The following is a 24,682-nucleotide window of genomic DNA, read 5'->3' as shown; positions in this document are numbered from 1 at the left end:
TTCATCATCTCGTGTTTCACGTGAATCTTTTAGAGCCGCGCATGTGTTTCACGTGAATCATTTGCCAATACAGAAACCTGCAAACAGTCTGTCCAGAACGTGTTCGGTGTCAATCAACCCGATCAGTTCCGCCAACTGATCGCTGGCCTGTCTGAGATCCTCTGCGCATAACTCCGGTATTCCGATATGCGCAATTGCCTGATGCAGATTTTCGGCTGCAGCTTCAAGCGCCGCTTTATCTCTCAAGTGACTGATCAGGCCTGGCTCATTCGTCCTTATGCGCGTCTTGATATGGTCTTCCAGTTTCGAAAGCAAGACGGATATGCTGTCCTTGTCTTTCATCGATAGCGCAAAATCGCTATCGGGAGCGGCAGCGCCTATATCGGTTTTGCTAGACACAATCCAGATTGGCGTGTCGATGCCTTGGGGCCTGGGAATGGTTTCCACATCCGGAGCCTCAAGCCATAGGACCAGATCGGCATGACCTATCGCCCGTCGGGCCCGAACGATACCCTCTTGTTCAGCCAGGCTGTCCGTCTCTCGCAAGCCCGCCGTATCGGTAACAATTACGAGCATCCCACCAAGATCGATAGTGACGTCCTTGGTATCGCGCGTAGTACCGGCTTCCGAGGTTACGATCGCAACATCAGATCCTGCCAGGGCGTTGAGCAAGCTCGATTTGCCAGCATTTGGCGCACCTGCAAGGGCGATCCGAAAACCTTCGCGCACAATCCGCCCGCTGTCGTAACGCGCAAGAGCGTCAGCCAATTGGTTTTCGAGACTTTCGATATCGGCCTTGAAATGCGCAGGAAGCTCGAACGGAACGTCGTCCTCGTCGGAAAAGTCCAGCCTGGCTTCGATCTCAGCCCGCAAATCCAGCAGCGCCTGGCGCCAATCTCCGACACGACGTGATAGCGCACCGTCAAACCGCGTTAATGCCTGGCGCCGCTGACTTTCCGTTTCGGCGGCCAGGAGGTCTCCAAGGCCTTCAACCTCTGTCAGATCGAGCTTTCCGTTTTCAAATGCCAGCCGTGTAAAGTCGCCTGCGCCCGCAAGCCTGACACCTTCAAATGCAGTCAATACAGACAGAATTGCCTTTACACCGGCTGGTGACCCGTGAACCTGAAGTTCCGCGCAATCAAGTCCGGTAAAGCTGTGCGGAGCCGGAAAGACGATGACCAACCCCTGGTCGAGAGGTTGACCGTTTGCCGGATCTTTCAGCGTCCGTAAGCTTGCTTGGCGGGGTCGGGGCAACCCGCCCGCCAAAGCCGCAACCGCTGCAAAGGATTGAGGTCCGGTCAACCGAATGACAGCGACGCCTGATGGCACGCTGCCAGACGATAGTGCGACAAGGGTTGGCTGCGTCATCGACTCAAGCCAGGCATTGGAACACGCTTACGTGTTCATGGAATCAAAGAACTCGGAATTGGTCTTGGTTTGACGCAATTTATCGAGCAGGAATTCCATGGCATCCACTGTGCCCATCGGGTTGAGAATGCGGCGCAGAACATACATTTTGCGCAAGATGTCGGACTCCACAAGCAGTTCTTCCTTGCGGGTGCCGGACTTTGTGACGTCGATTGCAGGGAATACACGCTTATCGGATACCTTGCGATCAAGAACGATTTCCGAATTGCCGGTGCCTTTGAACTCTTCAAAGATGACTTCATCCATGCGGCTGCCGGTATCGATCAGCGCCGTGGAAATGATCGTCAGCGAGCCACCATCCTCGATATTGCGTGCCGCACCGAAAAACCGCTTTGGACGCTGAAGAGCATTTGCGTCCACACCGCCGGTCAAGACCTTGCCCGAGGACGGCACTACCGTGTTATAGGCGCGGCCGAGCCGCGTAATCGAATCGAGCAGAATCACGACATCGCGCTTGTGCTCAACGAGCCTTTTGGCCTTCTCGATCACCATTTCGGCGACCTGAACGTGCCGGGACGCCGGTTCATCGAAAGTCGAGGAAATAACCTCTCCCTTCACTGAACGCTGCATGTCGGTCACTTCTTCCGGCCGCTCATCGATCAGCAGAACGATGAGATAGCACTCGGGATGGTTGGTTGCGATCGACTGTGCAATATTTTGCAACAATACCGTCTTACCGGTACGCGGCGGCGCAACAATAAGCGCGCGCTGTCCCTTTCCCAACGGGGCAACCAGATCGATAACTCTTGCGGAACGATCCTTTGTTGCCGGATCGTCCATTTCCATCTTCAACCGCTCATCGGGATAAAGCGGCGTCAGATTGTCGAAATTGATCTTATGCCGGACTCTCTCAGGATCCTCGAAATTGATCGTATTGACCTTCAACAGCGCAAAATAGCGCTCGCCTTCCTTGGGCGAACGGATCTGGCCTTCAACCGTATCCCCCGTGCGCAAACCAAACCGCCGGATTTGCGATGGGCTGACATAAATATCGTCCGGGCCGGGCAAATAGTTAGCGTCTGGCGAGCGCAAGAATCCAAATCCATCGGGAAGAACTTCCACAACCCCTTCCCCGGTGATGTCAACATCGCGGGTAGCCAGTTGCTTTAATATTGCAAACATCAATTCCTGCTTGCGCAAGGTATTGGCGTTTTCAATTTCGAGGTCTTCTGCAAAGGACTGCAATTCGGCCGGAGATTTGGCCTTTAGGTCCCGAAGCTTCATGAATTCCATGATCAGCCTTCTAAAGGGAGATGATGTTTGCTTAAGAATAATATGCGGGGGAGGTTTCGAGCTCGTTTACGGCTCGATTCACAGCGAATGTGTGACTTCTCCCCTCCCATAAACCACTTGACCGCCTGATTGCAAGCACAACCGCGAGCAGGTAGCAAAAAGGATCAAAACGGCTTCACGATGACCGCTATCACGATGATAATCATAAAGACGGTCGGGACTTCGTTGATGGCGCGGAAATAGCGCGCCGATTTCTCATTCCTGTCAGCCGCAAAGGCTTTCTGATGTTTCACCAAAAGCCCGTGATAGCCCGAGAGGGCGAGAACGAACGCCGCCTTGAGCCACATCCAACCCTGGGAAAAATCGACTGCGCCAAAATAAAAGGCAAGTGTCAAACCCAAGATCCAGCTCGCGACCATGGCCGGCGTCATGATGGCTTTTAAAAGCCGCCGTTCCATGATCTTGAAGGTTTCCGACATCTCCGAGCCCGGCTTTGCATCTGCGTGATAGACAAAAAGCCTTGGCAGATAAAGCGAACCAGCCATCCAGGCGATGACGGCAATAACATGCAGAGCCAAAGTCCAGGCGTACCAGTTCATCCCTTGACGATCCCGATCAGTTTTTCGACATGTTCAACCGGTGTCTGGGGAACGATACCATGGCCAAGATTGAAGATATGGCAGCGATCCGAGAAAGCCTCGATGATCGTTCTTGCACGCTCTTGCATTTGCTCACCGCCAGCAACCAGGCGCAAGGGATCGAGATTGCCCTGAACCCCGAGATCATCGGGCAAATGCGAACGCGCAAACTCAAGGGGGGTGGCATAATCGAGCCCAATCACATTGACCTTGGTCGCCTTGGCGTAGCCGGCAAGATTTCCAGCGGCTCCGCGCGGAAAGCCAATAATGGGAGCGTCCGCGATTTCGGCCCGTACCTTCTCAATGACCCTTCTATTGGGGTCAATTACATAATTGGCAAAGGCGACGTCATCCAGATTTAGCGCCCAGCTTTCAAATATTTGAACGATATCCGCGCCCGCTTTGAACTGTGCAATGAGATATTGGGCCGAAACCTCGACGAGAATATCGATGAGAGCAGAAAATTCTTCAGGATGTTCAAGCGCGAATAATCTCGCAATTGCCTGATCCGGTGACCCTCTTCCGCCCAGCATATAGGTTGCCACGGTCCAGGGTGCTCCGCAGAACCCGATCATGGTCTTGTTCTTATCGAGCGACGATGAAATACGCGACAGCGCTTCAAGAACCGGTGCGAGATGATCCAGAGCCGCTTCGGGTTTCAGCTTGGCAATATCGGTTGGTCCAAGCGCTTCAAGAACCGGTCCCTCGCCTTTCTCAAACCTTACATTTTGCCCTAGCGCATCGGGCACAACGAGAATGTCCGAAAAAAGAATCGCTGCATCCAGGTCAAACCGTCGTAGCGGTTGAAGCGTCACTTCTGTTGCAAATTGAGGATTGTAGCAAAGATCGAGAAAGCTTCCCGCCGTTTCACGAACCTTGAGATATTCGGGCAGATATCGCCCGGCCTGACGCATGATCCAGATCGGTGGGCGCTTCTGACGAAATCCCAAAGCGGTATCGAGTAAAGGCTTACCTGTAGGCTGGGGCATAGATGGCTTTCTTGGCTGAGCGTGGGCAGAGCCTAGCGGCTAAGATCGGGACATTCCTCAAAAAAAGAATCTTAAACAGTTCTTCTTTTTCTTTATGCCTGTGTTTTGCATAAATTCCTTGGCGCCCACAAGCGATGCCCGAAATACTGGCCTGCGGCAGTTGCGCGCGTTTCCGCCCTGTGAATCTTTCGACCCAGATCGTGTATCGCGGGCTTGAATCGCCTGCAGCTTAAGCATTTGTTAAGATTTACGTCTTGTTAAGAACTCTTAACGCTTCGTTAATATCGGTGCGCGCGGCAAGAGCTCGTTTTCCGCATACTTCTCCACAGCCCGTCATGGAAATGCACTTTTAACAACTTGTTAACCCATAAAGGGTCAGCGGGGAAAACAGTGGACGCTTGAGCACCCTCCGAGCCAAACACCTTTTCTTGGGGAAGGCGATGTGGAAAAACACCTGCATCGCTATCCACAAGACCCTTGCTCATGCTGATCCTTGCCTCGAAAAGCAAAACGCGGAAAACCCTTCTCAGTTCTGTGGGATTGAATTTTCTGTGCCAGACCGCTTCGGTCGATGAGCGCGCGCTGGAATCGGAAACAAGAGCAACCGGTGGCGGCCCAAAAGAGGTGGCAATCGCCCTTTCGGTGGCAAAGGCAATGGCGGTAAGTACCTCAAATCCTGAGGCTTTTGTCATAGGGGCCGATCAGACCCTGCAATGCGGCACGCTTGAAATTCACAAGCCTTCAACACTTGCCGACGCAGCGCGCCAGCTTGAGGCCCTTTCGGGCAAGCCACATCAGCTGCATTCTGGTGTTGCATTGGTCAAAAACGGCGTTCCGCTTTTCCAGCATCTCGATTCGGCTGACCTTGAGCTCAAGCCCTATAGCAAGGAAAGGATTGAAGCCGTGCTTGCGCTTGAAGGCGATGCGGTTCTGTCGTCTGTCGGCGGTTATCGGCTGGAAGGACCATCGGCGCGCCTATTTCAGTCGGTCAAGGGCGATTACTTCACAATCCTGGGGCTACCGTTGCTTCCGCTCATCGAGGCACTGGAAATCCATGCGCCGCAGGTCTTCGGTCAAAAATCGATACAGGGTCAGGCAATGGGGAACCAATGAAAAAGGCTTTTGTTATCGGCCATCCGATTGCCCATTCGCTTTCCCCAAAGATCCATTCCTATTGGCTCGATCACTATGGAATAGCAGGCTCATACGAGGCAATCGATGTTGCACCCGATGAACTCGCGGCCTTTCTCGATAGGCTAAGGCTTGGCCAGTTCGTTGGCGGCAATGTCACGATCCCTCACAAGGAAGCGGTTATGTCGCTTTGCGACGTTGTCGATCCGCGTGCCGCGACCATCGGCGCGGTCAATACCCTGGTTGTAGGCGAAAGCGGCATTTCAGGCTCCAACACCGATGAACCTGGCTTTCTGGCTAATCTCGATCAGAATGCGCCAGGTTGGGATAGACATCTGGAGGTCGCTTTGGTTCTGGGCGCAGGCGGTGCCGCCCGCGCCATTATCGCTGGCCTTCATGTCCGCGGTGCCAGGCATATTCATGTTCTTAACCGGTCCCCGGAGCGTGCCGAGGCGCTGCGCGCGGAAATGGGGGATTTTATTGTCCCTGGCGCGCTCTCATCGTTCAATCTGTTGGCGCCTAGCGCCCAGATCGTTGTCAATACAAGCGCGGTCGGCATGAAAGGCAGTCGCTTTGACGGTCTCGACCTGACGAGACTGGAAAAATCGACACTGGTAACCGATGCGGTTTATACCCCGCTTATGACGCCGCTTCTTGCTGACGCGCAGGCAATAGGGCTTCACATTGTCGATGGGCTGGGTATGCTGCTTCATCAGGCGGTACCTGGATTTGAAGCCTGGTTCGGACATCGCCCGCAGGTTTCGCCTGCGCTGCGCAATCATATTCTCAGGGCTATGGGACAATAACCCGATGTTACGGATTGGATTGACCGGCTCGATGGCGACCGGAAAAACGACGGTTCTCAATCAATGCGCAAATATGGGTGTGCCGACCTATTCTGCCGACGAAGCCGTGCATGAGCTTTACCGGGGCGAAGCGGTTCCAATGGTTGAGGCGATGTTTCCCGGCACAGTCAGAGACGGCAAGGTCGACCGCCAGGCGCTTAGCGCGCAATTAGCCGAAAATCCTGAACGTATAAGCGAACTCGAAACGCTCATTCATCCCTTGGTATGGGAAAAAACTCTTGAATTTTTGGACGAGGCGCAGGCTCGCGGGATGGCCGTTGCAGTGGTGGAAATCCCTCTGCTCTTTGAAACCGGTGCCAATTATCCGCTCGATTGCATTATCGTGACCCATTGCAGCGACGAGATTCAGCGCCAGCGCGCACTCAAGCGCGCGGGCATGGATCCTGAGCGCCTCGATATGCTGCTTTCGCGCCAGATGAGTCAGGAGGAAAAAAAACAACGTGGTGATTTTCTGATCGATACATCGGGTGCGATCGAACAAACAAGGGCACGTACCGAAGAGATCATAAAAGAGCTTTGGGTCGAGCCGGAGAAGTGCGAATGACGCGCGAAATCGTTCTTGATACCGAAACCACAGGCCTGTCTCCGGCAGAAGGGCACAGACTTGTCGAAATTGGCTGTGTTGAGTTGATCAATCACATTCCGACCGGTGCGCATCACCATATCTATTTGAATCCAGAACGCGACATGCCTGAAGAAGCGTTCAAAGTTCACGGTCTTTCGGACGAGTTTTTGCGCGACAAACCGCTTTTCGCCCAATGTTTTCAGGGTTTTCTTGATTTTATTGGCGATGCGACGCTTGTGATTCATAATGCGCCATTCGATATGGGGTTCCTCAATGCGGAGCTTGAATGGGTTGGCCAGCCAGCGCTTTCCAACAGGGTGATCGATACGGTGGCGCTGGCGCGAAAGGTCCATCCTGGAGCGCGCGTCAGCCTTGATGCGCTTTGCCGCCATTACGGCATAGACAATTCCCGGCGCACGCTGCACGGAGCGCTACTCGACAGCGAAATTCTCGCCGAGGTCTATCTTGAACTGATCGGCGGTCGTCAGGTGGCACTGGCGCTCTCCGCTCAGGCGGAAAAAGAAGCCATGGAGGGCCAAAGAGAGCGGCCCACCGCCCGTATGCGCCCCAATGCTTTGGCCTCGAGATTGACCCAGGATGAACAGAAGGCCCATGACAGCTTTGTTGCGTCCATGGGTGAAAAGGCGCTCTGGTCGCAATACCAATAAAAAACCCCTCCAGCCGGAAAGGACTGGAAGGGGCTTTATGGCTGTAACGCCTAACTGCTTAGTTGACGGTCGAATTGGCAGGCGTTTCGCCTTCACCAGCAGAGGCCTGGGCCTGCTTTTGCTTTTCGGCCGCGGCAGCAAGATTGCGCCGGTAAAGGGCCAGGAAATCGACCGGTTCGAGCATCAGAGGCGCAAAACCGCCCGATTGTATGGTTGCGGCAAGAACCTGACGTGCAAAGGGGAAGATAAGCCGTGGTGCTTCGACCATCAGCAGCGCACCAAGCTGGTTTTCCGGAATGTTTTTTGCGCGAAACAGACCACCATAGACGAGTTCGACGGCATAAAGGACCTTGCTGTCGCGCTCGGTCTTGACCGTCAGGCCCAGTTCGACCGCGTAAACGTCATCGGCCTGTTTTTTGACCTGAACATTGATATTGACATTGGAGCCCGGCGCGCCCGATCCGGTTGCAGCCGCGCCGATGAGCGAGGCCGGAGCGTTTGGATTTTCAAAGCTGAGATCGCGAATATATTGGCCTACGATCCCGAATGCCGGAGCATTCTGCGGATCGGCTGCGGCCGCGTTGGCCTCGGGAGCGGTCTTGTTTTCGGTATCCTCAGCCATGATGGCGATCTTCCCTTTTCTCTGTGTTTTTTGCGTGTCTAAAGCCCAAGAAGCATAGCTGCGAGTTTCTTGGTCTGATGATGTTCAGCTTACCGGAAAGGCAGCCGGAAAATTCATTTTCGGGCCGCTGGCTAGCATTTTTGTGGCCTACCGGCAAGGCAAAGGCGGGTTTTGGCGCTAATCCTTGCGATATTCATCCGGATCCAGATCAATTGCCCGTGGGCTGGTCTCTGGCGCTCGTTGGTATCCTGGCTCATAATTTGTGACCACCACCATGCTCCGGCTCATGTGCTTGAAGATAAGGCTACGGACTGGCGGTATTAGAAGAATAAATCCTATGGCATCGCCTACAAAACCGGGAAGAATCAGGCAAAGGCCGGCAAAGGCGAGCATCATGGCTTCGGCAAACTGTTTTGCTGGTACTTCGCCGCGCGCCATCATGGCGCGGGAATCCATCAGCAGTCCCAATCCCTGCCAACGCAGAAGAATAAGCCCGATCAGAGCGGTGGCAATGGTTGCGGCAAGCGTGGAAAATATGCCGATATGGCCACCGACCCAGATAAAGACGGCAATTTCGATAAAGGGCGCCAAAAGCACCGCAACAAGGATCAAACGCCCCATGGATGTGCCATCCTTTGTTGATATGATCACATTGAGTTCAGCATTAACGCACGTGAGGTGGTTTGCACGAGGCGTTTGCTTATATATAGGTCATCATACATGCGGTTGCGAGGCAAAGAGCGCTTTGATCGCCGTCGATCACAGGTTGTTTCCGGAGGATACGGACACTCATGGGTGAATTTTTGGACTTCCCCACACTCATCGTCATCGTGGTAGCTGTCGTTGTGCTGCTGCGTCTGCGCTCGGTGCTTGGCACTCGAACAGGCAATGAGCGTCCGCCTAGTCCCCGATATGAAAATATTTCGCGCACAAAATCCGACAACGACGATACCGTTGTGCAGCTGCCGACCCGCAAGCCGCAGGTCAATGATGAAGAGGCCGAGCGTGCCCAGCGCAAGCTTGAGGCCGAGATCGAAAAACTCGCCAAGGGCAACAGTGAGATCGAACAGGGTCTACGCGATATCGTGGAAGCTGATGGTGGTTTCTCGCCCAAGCAATTTATCGAAGGCGCCAAGTCCGCTTACGAAATGATCGTTACGGCTTTTGCCGCCGGAGATCGCAAGACGCTCAAGATGCTGCTGGACAAGGATGTCTATGACAGTTTCGAGGCTGCCATTGCCGAACGCGAGAGCCAGGGCCAGACGGTCGATTTCACTTTTGTCGGTCTTTCCAACATCGAATTTGTCGAAGCCGAAATGGATCGTCGCAATGCTGTGCTGACCCTGCGGATCGATGCGGAAGTGGTTTCCGTTACGCGCGACAGCGCTGGTGAAGCCGTCGAAGGCACGCCAGGCCAGGTTGTTGCCATTGCTGACGAGTGGACATTTCTGCGCAATACCCGCTCGCGCGACCCCAACTGGAAGCTGGTTGCGACAAACGATCTCGAATAGTCCGCTCCGGGCAGCGGACGAGGTTGTGGCATGGGCAAAAAGGGTCCCGACAAACGGAAAAGGCCGGGACCCGTGCGCGATTGGGATTTGTGGCGAGAGGTCGGACGGACGATCGATCCCATCCTGAAACGCAAGAGCGCAGACCCCAAAGCCATGTTGGAGGCGCTCGAAGCTCAAGCGAGAAATGCCGAATCCGTGCCCGACAAGGCGGGTCGATCGTCCGGGCATTTTTCGACCCCTGCCATGCCGTCAAGTCGGCCGGTTATTGCTGCTGCAAATCGGAGCTCCGCCCAAAAGCCGAAAGAGACCCCGATTGAACCCGGTCTCAAAAGGCGCCTTGAACGCGGTCATGTTCCAATCGATGGCACACTCGATCTGCACGGGCTGACACAGGAACAGGCTTTTGCCGCCCTTAAGCGTTTTATTCCGGCCCGCGCAGCACGTGGTGACAGGACGGTCCTTGTCATTACCGGCAAGGGCTTGAAAAAGACCGGCTACCTGCAAATCGAACAGAAGGGCATCCTGCGCGCCATGCTGCCCTTATGGCTGGCAGACCGGGACGTTAAGCCTTTTGTTGCGGGTATCGATCAGGCCCATCAGAGTCATGGCGGTGAAGGTGCATTTTATGTCCGTCTCAAAAGGATACGGCCATGACAAATGAGAAGACCCGATGACTCCCTTAGGTGCGAAACTGCGCAAGATGCGTGCCGATCGCAATATCGCGCTCAAGGACATGGCCAGGGCGCTCAACGTTTCAAGCGCCTACTTGTCGGCGCTTGAACACGGAAAACGTGGCAAGCCGACCTGGTATATGGTTCAGCGTATAATCGCCTTTTTCAACGTCATCTGGGACGAAGCCGAGGAAATTCAAAGGCTCGCGGAAATATCGGATCCCAAAATTTCAATCGATACAGCGGGCCTGCCCCCTGAAGCGACCGAGCTGACAAATGTGCTTGCCCGGGAAATCAAGCGGCTGAGCCCCAACGAGATGCGCGAAATCCGCGACGAGATCATGCGGCGCGCCGTTCGGCAGAAAAGTTGAGGTACCGATGGCATTGCATCGGTACCTCGATCGATCAGCCAGGCATCCTAGAGCGTGTCCAGCAAAAGCATGCTCTTGGACCTGATCCGAGGGTGAAAACGGTTTTGCGGTTCGGACACACGACAAAACAAGGACTTAGAGCCAAGGATTTGATTCAATCAATCCTGAACGGCCCTAAAGGACATAACGGCTCAGGTCCGCATCGCCAGCCAGGCCGGCAACGGTCTTGCGGACAAATTCGCCATCGATTTCAAGGCGTGTGCCGGTCTTGTCCGGCGCTTCAAAGGAAATGTCTTCGACAAGTTTTTCCATCACCGTTTGCAATCGCCGTGCGCCGATATTTTCCACCGACCCGTTCACAGACACCGCAATATCGGCAATGGCCTCGATCGCATCGTGGGTAAAGGACAGGTCCACGTTTTCGGTGCCCATAAGGGCAACATATTGCCGGATCAGCGAATACTCGGTGTCCGAAAGAATCTTGATGAAATCCTCACGCGTCAGCGCCCGCAATTCCACCCGGATCGGTAAGCGTCCCTGCAGTTCGGGCAACAGGTCTGAAGGCTTGGCCACATGGAAGGCGCCCGATGCGATAAACAGGATATGGTCGGTTTTGACCGGCCCATATTTGGTCGCAACGGTTGTGCCTTCGATCAAGGGCAAAAGATCGCGCTGTACGCCTTCACGCGAAACGTCGCCCCCGCCACGGCCTTCACGCAGGCAGATCTTGTCGATCTCATCGAGAAAGACGATACCGTGATTTTCGACAAGTTCGATGGCCTCGGCCGTCAGTTTGTCCTGATCGAGCAGTTTGTCCGCCTCCTCGGTGATCAGAATATCGTAGCTGTCCTTGACCTTGACAGTTCGCTTCTGGCCCTTGCCCGAAAAAGCCTTGCCCAGCATATCGGAAAGATTGATCATGCCGGCGCCGCCGCCAGGCATGCCGGGGATCTCGAACATGGGAAATCCACCAGGCCCGCCGGTGACTTCGATCTCGATTTCCTTGTCGTCGAGCTCGTTATCCCGTAGCTTTTTGCGGAAGGCGTCGCGGGTCGATGGCGTGGCGGAATGGCCAACCAGCGCATCGATAACGCGCTCTTCCGCGTTCAAATGGGCCTTGGCCTTGACTTCCGCGCGCCGTTTTTCCTTCAACAGGGAAAGCCCCGATTCAACCAGATCGCGAATGATCTGTTCGACATCGCGGCCCACATAGCCCACTTCGGTAAACTTGGTGGCTTCGACCTTGATGAAGGGCGCCTGGGCCAGCCGCGCCAGCCGGCGCGAGATTTCGGTTTTGCCCACCCCGGTCGGTCCGATCATCAGGATGTTCTTGGGTGAAACTTCACGCCGCATTTCTTCGGGCAATTGCTGGCGCCGCCAGCGGTTGCGCAAGGCTATCGCCACAGCCCGTTTGGCGCCGGACTGCCCGACGATATAGCGGTCGAGCTCGGAAACGATCTCACGGGGCGAAAAACTTCTCTCACTCATAACTTTTCTTCTTTTTTATCAAGAAAGCGCACCATCAGGTGCTCGTCGATATCGGTGTTTTCGATATGAAGCGCGCGCGGTTCGGTGCCATAAACGGAAAATCCTGCACGCCTATAAAGCCGGATCGCAGCTTCGTTATAGGTTCCAACCCCAAGATGGAGTTGGCGTAGGCCCTGTGCTCGTGCGTGGCCGACAAGCGTTTCGAGCAGCAAGGCACCAAGGCCTGTTCCTCGCGCATTCTCATCGACCAGCATGCCCCAGACATGTCCGCGATGGGCCATGGAGCTTTGCCGGGGTATGCCATATCCGACTATCCCTTTAAGTCTGGTGCCCTCGAAAGCGCCGAAAACATGATTTTGCTCCAACCGCTGGCGGAAATAATCTGGATCGCGGCTGGCTTCGGTCGCGTAGTCGCTGGCAAAGGCCCGAGGATCGTTCTTAAGGCCCGAAAGGCGCAAGGCGGCATAGGCCCTGGCATCCTCCTTGCCCAGAAGACGGACATCTATGCTCAATTGTCCGTCTCAAGCGTTTCCAGTGTGATGTCCGAATTGGTATAGACGCAGATGTCGGCGGCAATTTCCATGGCCTTGCGGGCGATCTCCTCGGCGTTTTTGTCGCTATCGGCTAGCGCCCGTGCAGCGGCGAGCGCATAATTGCCGCCCGAACCAATAGCGGTAATGCCGTCTTCAGGGGTTAAAACGTCGCCTGTGCCGGTCAGGACAAGAGAATCGGTTTTATCGACAACGATCATCATCGCTTCGAGCCGGCGCAGATAGCGGTCGGTGCGCCAGTCCTTTGCCAATTCCACACAAGCCCGCATCAATTGCCCAGGATACTGCTCCAGCTTTGCCTCAAGACGCTCGGAAAGGGTGAAGGCGTCTGCGGTCGCACCGGCAAAACCGGCAATAACCGAACCATTGGCAAGCAGGCGAACCTTTTTGGCGCCGTGTTTCATGACTGTCTGGCCCAGGGAAACCTGTCCGTCACCGGCAACCACCACCTTATTGCCCTTGCGTACCGATACGATTGTCGTCATGTGCGCAGCCAGCTCCAGTTTTGTTAATCCAGTTCTGCCCTTATTTAGGCGCGAGCCCAGCAATTGCAATGGCGCATGGCCCTGCCGGGCTTTTCGTTCGCCTCACAAGCTGTTAGAGCAACATCACCTGGGGCTTTTGAAAAAGGGTAATGACCCGATGCGTAGCGCAAAGCTGGACCGCAAGACCAATGAAACCGAGATTTCGGTGTCCATCAATCTCGATGGCACGGGCGCGCGCACTATCGCGACCGGAATTGGATTTTTTGATCATATGCTGGACCAGCTTTCGCGCCATTCCCTGATCGATATGGACATCAAGGCCAAGGGCGATCTTCATATCGACGATCACCACACGGTCGAGGATGTGGGGATAGCAATCGGCACTGCACTCAGGACCGCCCTTGCAGACAAGAAGGGCATCAACCGGTACGGTTCGTGCGATCTGCCTATGGATGGCACTCTTTCACGCGTTGCGCTCGATGTTTCTGGACGCGCATTTCTTGTCTGGAGGGTGGATTTTACGGCGCCCAAGATAGGAACATTCGATACAGAGCTGGTCCGTGAGTTTTTCCAGGCCCTGGCCATCAACGCCGGCATAACGCTCCATGCGGAATGCTTTTATGGTGACAACAATCACCATATTGCCGAAAGCCTTTTCAAGGCCTTGGCGCGGGCATTGCGGCAGGCAGTCGAAATCGATCCGCGTTCCGGTGATGCTATTCCCTCGACGAAAGGCACGCTTTAAGTGCTGATAATCATGCGAAAAGGTTCGCCATGACCCTTTTTGGACTTTATTCCAAACCTGAAAACGGTCCCGAAGCGATTGAAGCGGTATCGGAAAAATTCCGCTGGACTGCGTTTTTCTTCTCCCCGCTTTGGGCGCTCTCCAAGGGGCTCTGGCTCTATCTGGCCCTGTGGCTCGCAATCGCGGCAGCCCTTGGGATGGGCCAGCAGTTCATGGGCGCCGACGCGGCAGTCGCGCTGTACGGGCTGTTTGCGCTTTGGACCGGCTTTGCCGCGGGCGCGATCGAGGGCCGGGCGCTTAAGGCCAGGGGCTGGATCGATCACGGCGATATCGCAGCTTTCGATCGCACGCAGGCAGAAAACCTGTGGCTCAAAAAGCATTATGGAGCCCGCCCATGATCCAGACCGTTGCCATCATCGATTATGGGGCGGGCAATCTCAAATCCGCGCAAAAGGCCTTCGCGTGGGCGGCTGGTACTGACGCTGAGATTATCGTTACTGCGGACGCAGAGCGGGTCGGCAAAGCCGATCGCATCGTTTTGCCCGGCGTTGGCGCCTATGCCGATTGCATGGCCGGGCTCCGGGCTGTGCCCGGCATGGTCGAAACGCTGCAAGAGCAGGTCATTGTCGGGGGCAAGCCCTTTCTCGGCATCTGCGTTGGTATGCAGTTGCTCTCGTCAGTCGGTCGCGAAAAGATCGAAACGCGCGGGCTGGGCTGGATCAGGGGCGCGGTGGAAAAGATCGCCCCTTCCGATCCCGGTCTCAAGGTTCCCCATATGGGCTGGAACACCGTAACGCTTTCAAACACGCACCCGCTTTTTGAAGGCATCAAGACCGGTGCCGATGGCCTGCATGCCTATTTCGTCCACTCCTATCATATGGCCGTCGACGATCCCGGCGAGGTCATCGCCACTGCCGATTATGGCGGTCCGATCACGGCGGCGGTGGGCCGGGACAATATTTTCGGCACCCAGTTCCATCCCGAAAAAAGCCAGAGCCTCGGCCTGACCCTGATCGCCAATTTCTTGAAGTGGCAACCATGATTCTTTTTCCAGCAATCGACCTCAAGGACGGGCAATGCGTTCGTCTCAAACTCGGCGATATGGACCAGGCAACGGTTTTTAACGACGACCCCGCCGCCCAGGCCAAGAGCTTTGAAGACCAGGGGTTTGAGTATCTCCATGTGGTCGATCTCAATGGTGCCTTTGCCGGCGAAAGCGTCAATGGCGCGGCCGTTGACGCCATCCTCGAGGCCGTCAATTTCCCCGTCCAGCTTGGTGGTGGCATCCGCACATTGGCCCATATTGAAGCCTGGCTCGACAAGGGCCTGGCAAGGGTGATCCTTGGCACTGTTGCGGTTCGTGATCCCGAGTTGGTGAAATCGGCCTGCAAGGCCTTTCCCGGTCGGGTCGCAGTGGGGATCGATGCGCGCGGCGGCAAGGTTGCGGTCGAGGGCTGGGCGGAAACCTCCGAACTCTCCGCTATCGAACTTGCTCAGCGCTTTGAGGGCGCTGGTGTTGCTGCGATCATTTATACCGATATCGACCGCGACGGCGTTCTGGCCGGGATCAACTGGCCCTCGACCCTCGAACTTGCCAAGGCAACGTCGATCCCGGTTATTGCTTCGGGCGGTCTGGCTTCTATTGCGGATATCGAGCGTATGATCGAGCCCGATGCCCGCGTGCTTGAAGGCGCGATATCGGGCCGCGCCCTTTATGATGGACGCATTGATTCACGTGAAGCATTGGCGCTTTTGAAAAAGGCTGCAGGATAGGCGACGCCATGGCAAAACGTGTGCCGCTGATCGATGAACTTCCTAACCCGGCCCGGCTGGCGCTGATCTATGGGCTGGCGCTTGCCGTGATCGGTGTCCTTGTTTATGCCGGTCTGGCTTTTGAAAATATCGGGCTATTGATCGCCGGGGTCTTTGGCGCAAGTTTCTGGCTCTTTTCCTTCGGCTTTGCGATCTACGCCCTTATGCGCCCCAAAAAGGAAAAGCGGCAATGACCCTCAAGACCCGCATCATACCCTGCCTCGACGTCAAGGATGGACGCGTCGTAAAGGGCGTCAATTTTGTCGATCTGCGCGACGCTGGCGATCCGGTCGAAGCTGCTATTGCCTATGACGCGGCCGGTGCCGATGAATTGTGCTTTCTCGATATCGCCGCCAGCCATGAAGGCCGCGATACGATCTTTGACGTCGTGGCACGCACCGCCGAACATTGTTTCATGCCGGTGACGGTTGGTGGTGGTGTCAGGACCAATGACGACATCCGCAAGCTGTTGCTTTCGGGCGCAGACAAGGTTTCGATCAATTCCGCTGCGGTGGCCGATCCCGATTTCGTGGCCAGAGCGGCGGACAAGTTCGGCAATCAGTGTATCGTCGTATCCGTTGACGCCAAGCGCGGCGACTCCGGCACATGGGAAATTTTCACCCATGGTGGTCGCAAACCCACCGGCATCAATGCGCTCGAATTCGCCATAGGTGCGGTGGAACGCGGTGCCGGAGAATTGCTCGTGACCTCCATGGACCGCGACGGCACCAAGGCAGGCTTTGACCTTGAATTGACCCGGGCTATCGCCGATGCGGTGGAAGTGCCCGTTATTGCCTCGGGCGGTGTCGGGACGCTGGACCACCTCGTCGATGGCGTCAAAAAAGGCCATGCCAGCGCGGTTCTTGCCGCGTCCATCTTTCACTTCGGCACCTATACGATTGGCGAGGCCAAGGCTCATATGGCCGATGCCGGGATCGCCATGCGTTTGGTCTGAACCGGCCATCGGCCCACAAGGGGGAGCACATGTCATTGACGATTGAAGCGCTGGATGAGCGCCTTACCGGCCGGGCGTCGGAAAGCCCCGACCGCTCCTATACGGCAAGGCTTTTAAGCCGCGGCACATCCAAATGCGCCCAGAAGCTCGGTGAAGAAGCTGTCGAAACCATTATTGCCGCCATGAGCGGTGATCGGGATGAACTGGTCAAGGAAAGCGCCGATCTCATCTATCACTGGCTTGTTCTGTTGCGCAGCGCCGGGGTTGAGCTTTCCGATGTCATGGTTGAACTGGACCGGCGCACTGCGCAATCGGGCCTTGAAGAAAAAGCCAGCCGAGAGCCCAATAGCTGATGCCCAGTCGAACGACGATCGATCCCTATCTTTCCTTTACCATGGCCGAATGGGCAAGGTTGCGCGCCGACGAGCCCATGACCCTTGATGCCGACGATATCGAGCATTTGCGCGCGCTCAACGATCCCATTTCTCTGGCTGAAGCCGAACAGGTCTATCTGCCCTTGACCCGGCTCTTGTCCTTTTATGTCGAAGCGATTCAGGGCATCCATTTTGCTTCGACCCGGTTTCTGGGCCATAACGGGGCCAAAGTGCCTTTCATCATCGGGGTGGCCGGATCGGTCGCCGTGGGCAAATCGACGACAGCGCGTATCCTGCGTGCGCTTTTGCGCCGTTGGCCTTCGTCCCCCAAGGTCGATCTGATAACCACCGATGGATTTCTTCATCCCAACGCGGTTCTGGCCGAACGCGGGTTGATGGAACGCAAGGGCTTTCCCGAAAGCTATAACCGGGCGGCCTTTGTCGAATTTCTTGCGGCCATAAAGTCGGGCAAGCGCAGCGTTGCCGCCCCGACCTATTCCCACCTTGTCTATGACGTTTTGCAAGACGAGCAGGTGGTGATCGACAATCCCGATATTCTGATTGTCGAAGGGCTCAATATTCTCCAGCCCGGCGATTTGCCCAGAACCGGCAAGCCCATCGTCTTTGCCTCCGATTTCATCGACTTTTCAGTCTATATCGATGCCGACGAGGACGTGCTGCTCGACTGGTATGTCGATCGTTTCATGAAGCTGCGCGAAACCGCATTCCGCGATCCCAAGAGCTTTTTCCGCCGGTTTTCCGAACTGAGCGAACAAGAAGCGGCGGAGATGGCGACGCGTATCTGGAACACGATCAACCTGCCCAATCTCATGGAAAATATCCTGCCGACGCGCGGGCGCGCTGACCTGATCTTGAAAAAAGGTGCCGATCACGCCATTCACGAAGTGGCGCTGCGCAAGGTCTAGCGCGTGTGACTTAGACGGCAATCCCCTCGCCTTTGGCCAATTCCCTCAGATTGGCGACCGGCCGCGCGCCGATATGGGAAATGACCTCGGACGCGGCAAGGCATCCCAGCCGCAGCGCTTCGCTCATGCCCTGTCCGCGCGCATTGGCCAGCAGAAAGCCCGAGGCGAAAAGATCGCCGGCGCCGGTCACATCAACCACGTTCTCGACCGGAAAGGCTGGAACCGAAACCACTTCCCCATGGGCGATGGCCATGGCGCCGCGGGCGCCCATGGTCACCGCTGCCACTTCCGCATCCTGAGCGATTTGCTGGACGGCTTCATGCAGGTCGTCGGTCTGATAAAGCGATTTCAATTCCTCGATATTGGCAAAGACATAATCCATCGTTTTCGAGCGGATCAGATCGAGAAACTCATTACGGAAGCGGTTGACGCAAAAAGGGTCGGAAAGCGTGATGGCCGCGGCCCGCTCGGCCTTGTGGGCAAAGTGGGCAGCCTTGACAAAGGCCCGCTTGGCCAGCGGGGGATCCCACAGATAGCCTTCCATATAGGTGATCGCCGCCGCTGCAATCGTATCTTCAACGATATCGTCTTCGGTCAATTGCTGGCAGGCACCCAGATAGGTGTTCATTGTCCTTTCGCCGTCATCGGTCAAAAGGATCATCGAGCGCGCCGTAGCCGGTCCATCGTTGAGAAGCCCGGTTTCATAAAAGATACCCGCTTTCTCCAGATCGGACGAGAAGACCTGGCCCAATTCGTCGTTGGCAACCTTGCCGACAAAAGCGGCGCGCCCACCCAGCGCAGCAACTCCGGCAGCCGTGTTGGCCGCGGATCCGCCCGAAATCATGGCCTTATGCTCTGGCATCTTGGCGTAAAGATCTGCCGAGCGTTCGGCATCGACAAGGTGCATGATCGATTTTGTCATGCCCTCATCGACAAGGAATTCTTCGTTGACGGGGGCAATCACATCGACAATCGCGTTGCCGATCGTTAAGGCATCGAACCGGGTTGTCATCAGGTCTCCGGGTTTTTCAGGAAAAGGCGTCGGTTTCGCTTAAGCCAATGCGCATGGACGCGCAACCATTGGTAGCGATTTGAACCAGATGTCAGCCAGGCGATTTCGGCCCGGCCGTCTTGGGTTCATAGCGGCACCATTGGCTTATGATGCAATGATAGCATTCGGGCTTTCGCGCCTTGCAGATATAGCGGCCATGCAGGATCAGCCAGTGATGGGCATGGAGCAGGTGACGTTTCGGCACGCGTTTGAGGAGGCTGAGCTCGACCGCTAGCGGCGTCTTGCCCGGCGCTATACCTGTCCGGTTGCCGACCCGGAACAGATGGGTGTCCACGGCAATGGTGGGCTGTCCAAACCCGATATTGAGCACAACATTGGCAGTCTTGCGCCCCACCCCTGGCAGCTTTTCGAGCGCCTCGCGGCTATCGGGCACCGCGCTATTGTGGTCTGCAATCAGGGCCTTGCTAAGCAGGAAGACGTTTTTTGCCTTGTTGCGGTAAAGCCCGATCGTCTTGATATGCTCGCGAATGCCGTCTTCTCCAAGCGCCACCATCTTTTCGGGCGTGTCGGCAATGGCAAAAAGCGCCTTTGTCGCCTTGTTGACGCCAACGTCGGTGGCTTGAGCGCTCAGCACGACTGCCACCAGAAGCGTGAAAAGATTCACATAGTCCAACTCGCCCTTGGGCTCGGGATCATGGGCAGAAAAAGCGTCGAAAATGGCTTCAATCTCGGCTTTGGTCGGGCTGCGGCGTTTTGCGGGCAAGGGATTACTCATAGTTGAGTTGATTTTTCGGCCAGACGCTTTTCTATTGAAGCCAGTTGCACATTACAAATGCCAATAGGCAGTTGACCGCGATGAACCCAGGAAGCCCAAGCCGGAACAAGCCGCTTTTTGCGGCACTGCTGACCCCCCATCGTGCCATGAATCAGCGTGCGATCCGCTGGTTTATTGCCTTTGCCGCCATTATGGCTTCGGTGCCGGGTCTCATTTTTTTTGCCATGGGGGCTTGGCCCATTGTCGGGTTCTTGGGGCTTGACGTTCTTCTGCTCTATTGGGCGCTATCCGCATCGCGCAAGTCGGGCAAGGCATTTGAGGAAATAACGCTTTGGCCCGATACATTGGAATTGCGGCAGGTCTCCTCGCAGGGCCGCGACCGGACGATTTCCTTCAACCCTTTTTTTGTACGTTTCACCGCCGCTCGCGACAGCGAAGACAGGATCGTCGCCCTGCACCTGGTCTCGCGAGATCGGCGAACCGAAATCGGCCGCTTCCTTAATGCCGACGACAAGGCACGGTTTGCCAGCCTTTTTGCTCCGGCGTTGAACCGTGCAAAAGCCTGACGTCAAAAACGGGTCGTCATCGGGCTTTAATGGTCCTAAGCTTGCTGTCATGAACGCAAACGCTCCCATATCCATTTCGCACCCGGCGCTTGCCGGTCAGCAGACAACGCCTTTGGCGATGAGTGATGCGCAGACCTACAGGACCATCGCCAAGGCCATCGAGTATCTTTCGACCCCTGGGCCGGAAGCTGGAGACATTGCCGGGCTTGCCCACGCGCTATCGATGAGTGAGCGCGCGCTTGTCGATCTTTTTCGCCACTGGTGTGGATTGACACCCAAGACTTTCGCTCAAGCCGTTGCGCTCGATCATGCCCGCAGATTGCTGCGCGAGAACATGACGGTACTCGATGCGACCTTTGAGGTGGGGCTTTCCGGACCATCGCGGCTCCACGATCTGTTCGTCACCTATGATGCCGTTCCGCCTGGCATTTACCGGGCCAAGGGCGCTGGCCTTGAAATGGAATGGGGCTATGCTCCCTCTCCATTCGGCGAGGTCTGTCTGATGATCACTCAATACGGGGTGGCGGGGATATCTTTTGCCGACGAGGGAAAGCGCGATCACGCCTTTGACGATCTGGCCCGCCGTTGGCCCAATGCCAGCTTCAGGCGCAATGACAAGGCGGTGGCACCCCTTGCCCGGCGCATATTCGACCCCGCACACTGGAACCCAGAACAGCCGGTGCGACTGGTGATGATCGGGTCCGAGTTCGAGGTCAAGGTCTGGGAAACCCTCCTCAAGGTGCCAACCGGTTCAGCGTCCACCTATGGCGATATCGCGCGTGCGCTGGGGAAACCGAAATCGGCTCGGGCCATTGGCCGGGCGGTGGGCCGAAATCCGATTTCCTTTGTCGTGCCCTGCCACCGGATCGTCGGTTCGACCGGTGCTCTGACGGGCTATCACTGGGGCATAATCCGAAAACGCGCCATTCTGGGATGGGAAGCGGGGCTGCTGGCTTCCTCCTGAGCTACCGCAAATGGAACGGTTTTGCCCCTTTGCGACTTGTTATCTCCATAGGGCGATAACAGGAAGGGCGCATTTCCAGTGACACGGCCGGTACTAGCCGGGCTGGCCATATTTATTGGCTTGGCCTTGCTGGTCTTTTTCGCAGACATGGCCTTGCTGATTTTTGCGGCGATTCTTGTTGCCGCGGTCCTTGATTCCTGCATCCTCCTGCTGCGCCGCATTCTTCCGATACCGCGCGTCATGGCCCTCGCCATCACGATGGTTTTCGTAACCACGGCCGCAGTCGCCATGGTGGTCGCCGGCGGCATAAACCTGCCCGGACAGATCGAATCCCTTCTTGAAATACTTGGCGAAGCCTGGCGTATCGTAGCCAAGCAGCTCAATATGTGGGGCGTGCAGGTATCCCAGGAAATCGGGCTTGGGGATGTGATCGAAAGTCTACCCGAGCCCCAGACCATGTTCGGGGGCGCCGGGGCGGTTCTGGGCACGGGGCTGGGCTTTCTGTCCAATATCGTGATCGTCATGCTCATGGGCGTCTTCATGGCGGCCGACCCGGCCCGCTACCGCGACGGCCTTGCGCTCTTGGTCCCCGTTGCCTGGCGCGAGCGGCTTGTTGCCGTACTCAACCGGATAGGCTGGACCTTGCAGCGCTGGATCGTGGGCCAGTTGATCATCATGGTCTTTGTCGGCGGAGCCACGCTGATTCTGCTGATGGCAATCGGTATAGAATACGCGCTGCCTCTTGCCCTGATCGTAACGCTACTCAACTTCATACCCTTCGTCGGGCCGATCCTGGGATTCGTGCCCATTGGCCTGACCATGATCGGCCAGGACTGGACGACGGCGCTTCTCGTGCTTGGTGGCTATACAGTGATCCAGCAGATCGACGCCAATATCCTCTCGCCGCTGATCCAGGACCGCGTGGTCAATCTCGCGCCGGCGCTGACAATTGCGTTCCTGCTTTTTATGGGCGTTGCCTTCGGCCCGATCGGGATCGCTCTTGCCACCCCGATCCTGGCCGCTTTACGCGTTGCACTGCTCGAACTTTATGTCGGCAATTTTCTGGGCGACACCGAGCAGATAAAAGCGGCCTGATTGGCTGGTGCCGATCAGAGCTCCTGGGTCGAAACGCGCTTTCCCGCTTGATCGATGCCGTAAATGATCGGAGCGCCGGTTGCGATCTCGCGCTTTAGGATGGCGTCTTCATCGAGCCCTTCAAGCACCATGACCAGCGCGCGCAGTGAATTGCCATGCGCGGCGACAAGAACAGTTTCGCCAGCCTTCACACGCGGTTCGATCTCAGCGCGATAATAGGGCAAAACCCGCGCGGCTGTATCTTTTAGGCTCTCCCCGCCCGGCGGTGGCACATCATAGGAGCGGCGCCAGATGTGAACCTGCTCCTCACCCCATTTTTCCCGTGCATCGTCTTTGTTGAGTCCGGCGAGGTCGCCATAGTCGCGTTCATTGAGCGCCTGGTTGCGTACGATCACGACATTGTCGATGCCCATTTCCTCAAGCATCAGATCCAGCGTGCGCTGGGCGCGGGAAAGCGCGGAAGTATAATAGGCGTCGGGCTGATAGCCCTTGGCCTTGAGCGCCTGGCCCGCCTTGCGCGCTTCCTCGATCCCCTGGTCGGTAAGGCCTGGATTTTTCCAGCCGGTGAAAAGGTTCTTGAGGTTCCATTCGCTCTGGCCGTGGCGCACGAGAATGAGAGTGCCGGTCATGTTCGCTCCTGCTTGGAAGAAATTGTGTCCGTTGGTAGGTCAGTCATCTAGGTCGAGAACGTCGGCCATGGAATAAAGCCCTGCAGGCTTGCCTTGTGCCCAAAGTGCAGCCTTGAGCGCACCATTGGCAAAAAGCGAGCGGTCCTGTGCCGAGTGGGACAGTGTAATGGTTTCTGCCGGTCCCGAAAGCAGGACCGAATGTTCCCCGATCACCGATCCGCCGCGCAGGGTTGCAAAACCGATTGTGCCTTCCGTGCGCGCGCCTGTATGCCCGTCGCGCACCCGGACCGCGTGATCGGCAAGATCGATATTGCGCCCTTGTGCCGCCGCTTCGCCCAAAAGCAGAGCGGTGCCCGACGGTGCGTCGACCTTGTGGCGGTGGTGCATTTCGAGGATTTCGATATCGAATTCAGGTCCAAGGCTCGCGGCTGCCTTTTTGACAAGCGCTGCCAGCAAATTGACCCCCAGGCTCATATTGCCCGATTTGACGATAATCGCGCCGGCCTGTGCCGCCGCCGCGATGGCCTGATCGTCCTCGGCCAAACATCCCGTCGTTCCGATAATATGGATCAGCCCGCGCGCCGCAATCATTTGTGCCAGTGCAACCGAAGTCGCTGGAGCCGTGAAATCGATCACCGCGTCGGCCTTGGCAAGCCCTGCGGCGATGTCGCTGCCAATGGCGATGTTCAATGGTTCGAGCCCTGCATGGCTGCCCGCATCCTTGCCGATTGCCGCGCTGGTGTCCCGGTCGATCGCTGCCACAAGCTCGGCTGCATCGCTTTTGGCAATGGCGGCGATATTGGCAGCGCCCATTCGGCCTCCGGCCCCAACAACGGCAATTTTCAATCGGCTCATCCCGGAATGGTCCTTTACGCCTTGCCCATCTGGGCCAGAATATCCTGCGCGGCTGCCTTGGGGTCTGTTACTGCAACGATTGGGCGGCCGACAACCAGATGGGTTGCGCCTGTGGCAACTGCTTGAGCCGGGGTCATCACACGCTTCTGATCGCCATGTTCTGCGCCTTGCGGCCTGATGCCTGGTGTAACGATGGCCATCTCCGGCCCAACGATTTTGCGAATTCTTTCCGCTTCAAATGCAGAGGCGACAATGCCCCCGATCCCGGTCTCGCGCGCCAGCAGACTGCGCTTTGCCACAAGCGCCGGAATTTTGATGTCATAACCGGCTTCGCTCAGACCATCCTGATCGAGCGAGGTCAGCACCGTCACACCAAGCACGCAAAGTGAACTGCCCGCGGCCCCTTTTACCGCAGCCTTCATGGCATGGGGATAAGCATGAACGGTCAGCATGGTCGCGCCGGTTTGCGCAATCGCAGCAACGCCCTTTTCAACCGTGTTGTCGATGTCGAGAAGTTTGAGGTCGAAAAAGACGCGCTTTTTTGCCGCCAGAAGCGCCTTGCCCAGCGCCAGGCCGTCGCCGCCATAAAAAAGCTGATAGCCGATCTTGAAAAAATCCGCGGTTCCATCGAGGGCCTCGACGATTCTTTCGGCCTCAGTGCGAGAGGCAACGTCGAGCCCCACAATAAGTTCTGCGCTCATCGCCTCGTCTCCCTGCCCGATCCATGGAAAGATCGATTGCCATGATTGGCCTGCAA

Annotated in this window: 32 protein-coding genes; 18 read left to right on the top strand and 14 right to left on the bottom strand. The window is 56.4% G+C overall.

Going from position 1 to position 24,682, the window contains the following annotated elements; translation table 11 throughout:
* Positions 1-57: 57 nt before the first annotated feature.
* The 4 genes from mnmE to hemE form a co-directional block, all read right to left on the bottom strand.
* Positions 58-1,368 (bottom strand): tRNA uridine-5-carboxymethylaminomethyl(34) synthesis GTPase MnmE, encoded by a 1,311-nt coding sequence (gene mnmE, locus EO133_RS15835; RefSeq protein ID WP_127073603.1) that lies wholly within the window; start codon positions 1,366-1,368, stop codon positions 58-60.
* 27 nt (positions 1,369-1,395) lie between these two features.
* Entirely contained in the window at positions 1,396-2,661 is a 1,266-nt protein-coding gene (gene rho / locus EO133_RS15830) for a transcription termination factor Rho (RefSeq protein ID WP_127073602.1), read from the bottom strand.
* A 164-nt stretch (positions 2,662-2,825) separates the two neighbouring features.
* On the bottom strand, positions 2,826-3,260 hold the full coding sequence (gene hemJ, locus EO133_RS15825) for a protoporphyrinogen oxidase HemJ (protein ID WP_127073601.1): 435 nt from the start codon (positions 3,258-3,260) through the stop codon (positions 2,826-2,828).
* Positions 3,257-4,288: a uroporphyrinogen decarboxylase gene (hemE, locus tag EO133_RS15820; RefSeq protein ID WP_127073600.1), complete on the bottom strand. Its 1,032-nt coding sequence runs from the start codon at positions 4,286-4,288 to the stop codon at positions 3,257-3,259. Before hemE ends, hemJ begins: the two co-directional genes overlap by 4 nt.
* 483 nt (positions 4,289-4,771) lie before the next feature.
* Between hemE and EO133_RS15815 the strand changes: the two genes are divergently transcribed.
* Genes EO133_RS15815 through dnaQ form a run of 4 tightly spaced genes read left to right on the top strand, consistent with a single transcriptional unit; the run spans position 4,772 to position 7,518 of the window.
* Complete coding sequence (locus EO133_RS15815) at positions 4,772-5,401, top strand: Maf family protein (protein WP_127073599.1); 630 nt, start codon at positions 4,772-4,774, stop codon at positions 5,399-5,401.
* Positions 5,398-6,225: a shikimate dehydrogenase gene (locus EO133_RS15810; RefSeq protein ID WP_127073598.1), complete on the top strand. Its 828-nt coding sequence runs from the start codon at positions 5,398-5,400 to the stop codon at positions 6,223-6,225. The genes EO133_RS15815 and EO133_RS15810 overlap by 4 nt, the downstream gene beginning before the upstream one ends.
* 4 nt (positions 6,226-6,229) lie before the next feature.
* Positions 6,230-6,829 (top strand): dephospho-CoA kinase, encoded by a 600-nt coding sequence (coaE, locus tag EO133_RS15805; RefSeq protein WP_127073597.1) that lies wholly within the window; start codon positions 6,230-6,232, stop codon positions 6,827-6,829.
* Positions 6,826-7,518, top strand: coding sequence for a DNA polymerase III subunit epsilon (dnaQ, locus tag EO133_RS15800; RefSeq protein ID WP_127073596.1), 693 nt, complete (start codon positions 6,826-6,828; stop codon positions 7,516-7,518). The genes coaE and dnaQ overlap by 4 nt, the downstream gene beginning before the upstream one ends.
* A 58-nt stretch (positions 7,519-7,576) precedes the next feature.
* Here the strand turns inward: dnaQ and secB are convergent, their stop codons facing one another.
* Together secB and EO133_RS15790 are read right to left on the bottom strand one after the other, a co-directional pair.
* Positions 7,577-8,140, bottom strand: a complete 564-nt coding sequence (secB, locus tag EO133_RS15795; protein WP_127073595.1) for a protein-export chaperone SecB — start codon at positions 8,138-8,140, stop codon at positions 7,577-7,579.
* Positions 8,141-8,317: 177 nt separating this feature from the next.
* Positions 8,318-8,761: an FxsA family protein gene (locus EO133_RS15790; RefSeq protein ID WP_127073594.1), complete on the bottom strand. Its 444-nt coding sequence runs from the start codon at positions 8,759-8,761 to the stop codon at positions 8,318-8,320.
* A gap of 170 nt (positions 8,762-8,931) precedes the next feature.
* On the opposite strand from EO133_RS15790, the gene EO133_RS15785 reads away from it, so the two are divergent.
* From EO133_RS15785 to EO133_RS15775, 3 genes are read left to right on the top strand one after another with little or no spacing between them, the layout of a single operon-like run.
* On the top strand, positions 8,932-9,651 hold the full coding sequence (locus EO133_RS15785; RefSeq protein ID WP_127073593.1) for a Tim44/TimA family putative adaptor protein: 720 nt from the start codon (positions 8,932-8,934) through the stop codon (positions 9,649-9,651).
* Positions 9,652-9,681: 30 nt separating this feature from the next.
* Positions 9,682-10,305 carry a Smr/MutS family protein gene (locus EO133_RS15780; RefSeq protein ID WP_127073592.1) on the top strand — a complete coding sequence of 208 codons (624 nt, stop codon included), beginning with the start codon at positions 9,682-9,684 and terminating at the stop codon, positions 10,303-10,305.
* A 16-nt stretch (positions 10,306-10,321) separates the two neighbouring features.
* A complete protein-coding gene (locus EO133_RS15775; RefSeq protein WP_127073591.1) occupies positions 10,322-10,693 on the top strand; it encodes a helix-turn-helix domain-containing protein in 372 nt (123 codons plus the stop codon).
* Between the two features lie 174 nt (positions 10,694-10,867).
* Here EO133_RS15775 and hslU read toward each other — a convergent pair whose 3' ends face one another.
* From hslU to hslV, 3 genes are read right to left on the bottom strand one after another with little or no spacing between them, the layout of a single operon-like run.
* Positions 10,868-12,181 carry an ATP-dependent protease ATPase subunit HslU gene (gene hslU / locus EO133_RS15770; protein ID WP_127073590.1) on the bottom strand — a complete coding sequence of 438 codons (1,314 nt, stop codon included), beginning with the start codon at positions 12,179-12,181 and terminating at the stop codon, positions 10,868-10,870.
* Complete coding sequence (locus EO133_RS15765) at positions 12,178-12,693, bottom strand: GNAT family N-acetyltransferase (protein ID WP_127073589.1); 516 nt, start codon at positions 12,691-12,693, stop codon at positions 12,178-12,180. The genes hslU and EO133_RS15765 overlap by 4 nt, the downstream gene beginning before the upstream one ends.
* Positions 12,690-13,217, bottom strand: coding sequence for an ATP-dependent protease subunit HslV (gene hslV / locus EO133_RS15760; RefSeq protein ID WP_127073588.1), 528 nt, complete (start codon positions 13,215-13,217; stop codon positions 12,690-12,692). Before hslV ends, EO133_RS15765 begins: the two co-directional genes overlap by 4 nt.
* Before the next feature lie 157 nt (positions 13,218-13,374).
* Between hslV and hisB the strand changes: the two genes are divergently transcribed.
* From hisB to coaA, 8 genes are read left to right on the top strand one after another with little or no spacing between them, the layout of a single operon-like run.
* Positions 13,375-13,962, top strand: a complete 588-nt coding sequence (gene hisB / locus EO133_RS15755) for an imidazoleglycerol-phosphate dehydratase HisB (RefSeq protein ID WP_127073587.1) — start codon at positions 13,375-13,377, stop codon at positions 13,960-13,962.
* Positions 13,963-13,991: 29 nt separating this feature from the next.
* Positions 13,992-14,360: a DUF2628 domain-containing protein gene (locus tag EO133_RS15750; RefSeq protein WP_127073586.1), complete on the top strand. Its 369-nt coding sequence runs from the start codon at positions 13,992-13,994 to the stop codon at positions 14,358-14,360.
* Positions 14,357-15,004 carry an imidazole glycerol phosphate synthase subunit HisH gene (gene hisH / locus EO133_RS15745; RefSeq protein ID WP_127073585.1) on the top strand — a complete coding sequence of 216 codons (648 nt, stop codon included), beginning with the start codon at positions 14,357-14,359 and terminating at the stop codon, positions 15,002-15,004. Before EO133_RS15750 ends, hisH begins: the two co-directional genes overlap by 4 nt.
* Positions 15,001-15,735, top strand: a complete 735-nt coding sequence (gene hisA / locus EO133_RS15740; RefSeq protein WP_127073584.1) for a 1-(5-phosphoribosyl)-5-[(5-phosphoribosylamino)methylideneamino]imidazole-4-carboxamide isomerase — start codon at positions 15,001-15,003, stop codon at positions 15,733-15,735. The genes hisH and hisA overlap by 4 nt, the downstream gene beginning before the upstream one ends.
* Positions 15,736-15,743: 8 nt before the next feature.
* Positions 15,744-15,968 carry a hypothetical protein gene (locus tag EO133_RS15735; protein WP_127073583.1) on the top strand — a complete coding sequence of 75 codons (225 nt, stop codon included), beginning with the start codon at positions 15,744-15,746 and terminating at the stop codon, positions 15,966-15,968.
* Positions 15,965-16,729 carry an imidazole glycerol phosphate synthase subunit HisF gene (gene hisF, locus EO133_RS15730; RefSeq protein ID WP_127073582.1) on the top strand — a complete coding sequence of 255 codons (765 nt, stop codon included), beginning with the start codon at positions 15,965-15,967 and terminating at the stop codon, positions 16,727-16,729. Before EO133_RS15735 ends, hisF begins: the two co-directional genes overlap by 4 nt.
* 29 nt (positions 16,730-16,758) lie before the next feature.
* Positions 16,759-17,082 carry a phosphoribosyl-ATP diphosphatase gene (locus tag EO133_RS15725; protein ID WP_127073581.1) on the top strand — a complete coding sequence of 108 codons (324 nt, stop codon included), beginning with the start codon at positions 16,759-16,761 and terminating at the stop codon, positions 17,080-17,082.
* Positions 17,082-18,029, top strand: coding sequence for a type I pantothenate kinase (coaA, locus tag EO133_RS15720; RefSeq protein ID WP_127073580.1), 948 nt, complete (start codon positions 17,082-17,084; stop codon positions 18,027-18,029). The genes EO133_RS15725 and coaA overlap by 1 nt, the downstream gene beginning before the upstream one ends.
* Before the next feature lie 10 nt (positions 18,030-18,039).
* Here the strand turns inward: coaA and EO133_RS15715 are convergent, their stop codons facing one another.
* Both EO133_RS15715 and nth read right to left on the bottom strand, forming a co-directional pair.
* Positions 18,040-19,041, bottom strand: a complete 1,002-nt coding sequence (locus tag EO133_RS15715; RefSeq protein ID WP_127073579.1) for an adenosine kinase — start codon at positions 19,039-19,041, stop codon at positions 18,040-18,042.
* Positions 19,042-19,132: 91 nt separating this feature from the next.
* Positions 19,133-19,816 carry an endonuclease III gene (gene nth / locus EO133_RS15710; protein ID WP_127073578.1) on the bottom strand — a complete coding sequence of 228 codons (684 nt, stop codon included), beginning with the start codon at positions 19,814-19,816 and terminating at the stop codon, positions 19,133-19,135.
* 80 nt (positions 19,817-19,896) lie between these two features.
* Here nth and EO133_RS15705 point away from each other — a divergent pair, with 80 nt between their 5' ends.
* The 3 genes from EO133_RS15705 (at position 19,897) to EO133_RS15695 (ending at position 22,441) form a co-directional block, all read left to right on the top strand.
* A complete protein-coding gene (locus EO133_RS15705; RefSeq protein ID WP_127073577.1) occupies positions 19,897-20,382 on the top strand; it encodes a DUF2244 domain-containing protein in 486 nt (161 codons plus the stop codon).
* 49 nt (positions 20,383-20,431) lie between these two features.
* A complete protein-coding gene (locus EO133_RS15700) occupies positions 20,432-21,346 on the top strand; it encodes a methylated-DNA--[protein]-cysteine S-methyltransferase (protein ID WP_244640569.1) in 915 nt (304 codons plus the stop codon).
* Between the two features lie 78 nt (positions 21,347-21,424).
* On the top strand, positions 21,425-22,441 hold the full coding sequence (locus EO133_RS15695; protein ID WP_127073576.1) for an AI-2E family transporter: 1,017 nt from the start codon (positions 21,425-21,427) through the stop codon (positions 22,439-22,441).
* 14 nt (positions 22,442-22,455) lie between these two features.
* Here EO133_RS15695 and EO133_RS15690 read toward each other — a convergent pair whose 3' ends face one another.
* Genes EO133_RS15690 through pyrF form a run of 3 tightly spaced genes read right to left on the bottom strand, consistent with a single transcriptional unit; the run spans position 22,456 to position 24,626 of the window.
* Positions 22,456-23,070, bottom strand: a complete 615-nt coding sequence (locus tag EO133_RS15690) for a 2,3-bisphosphoglycerate-dependent phosphoglycerate mutase (RefSeq protein ID WP_127073575.1) — start codon at positions 23,068-23,070, stop codon at positions 22,456-22,458.
* A 39-nt stretch (positions 23,071-23,109) separates the two neighbouring features.
* Positions 23,110-23,925, bottom strand: a complete 816-nt coding sequence (gene dapB / locus EO133_RS15685; protein WP_127073574.1) for a 4-hydroxy-tetrahydrodipicolinate reductase — start codon at positions 23,923-23,925, stop codon at positions 23,110-23,112.
* Positions 23,926-23,939: 14 nt separating this feature from the next.
* Positions 23,940-24,626: an orotidine-5'-phosphate decarboxylase gene (pyrF, locus tag EO133_RS15680; RefSeq protein WP_127073573.1), complete on the bottom strand. Its 687-nt coding sequence runs from the start codon at positions 24,624-24,626 to the stop codon at positions 23,940-23,942.
* Between the last annotated feature and the right edge of the window lie 56 nt (positions 24,627-24,682).

The organism is Pelagibacterium lentulum, from assembly GCF_003992625.1.
Classification (GTDB): domain Bacteria; phylum Pseudomonadota; class Alphaproteobacteria; order Rhizobiales; family Devosiaceae; genus Pelagibacterium; species Pelagibacterium lentulum.
Note: the sequence above shows the minus strand (reverse complement) of the source record. Positions and strands in the feature narration are given on the sequence as shown.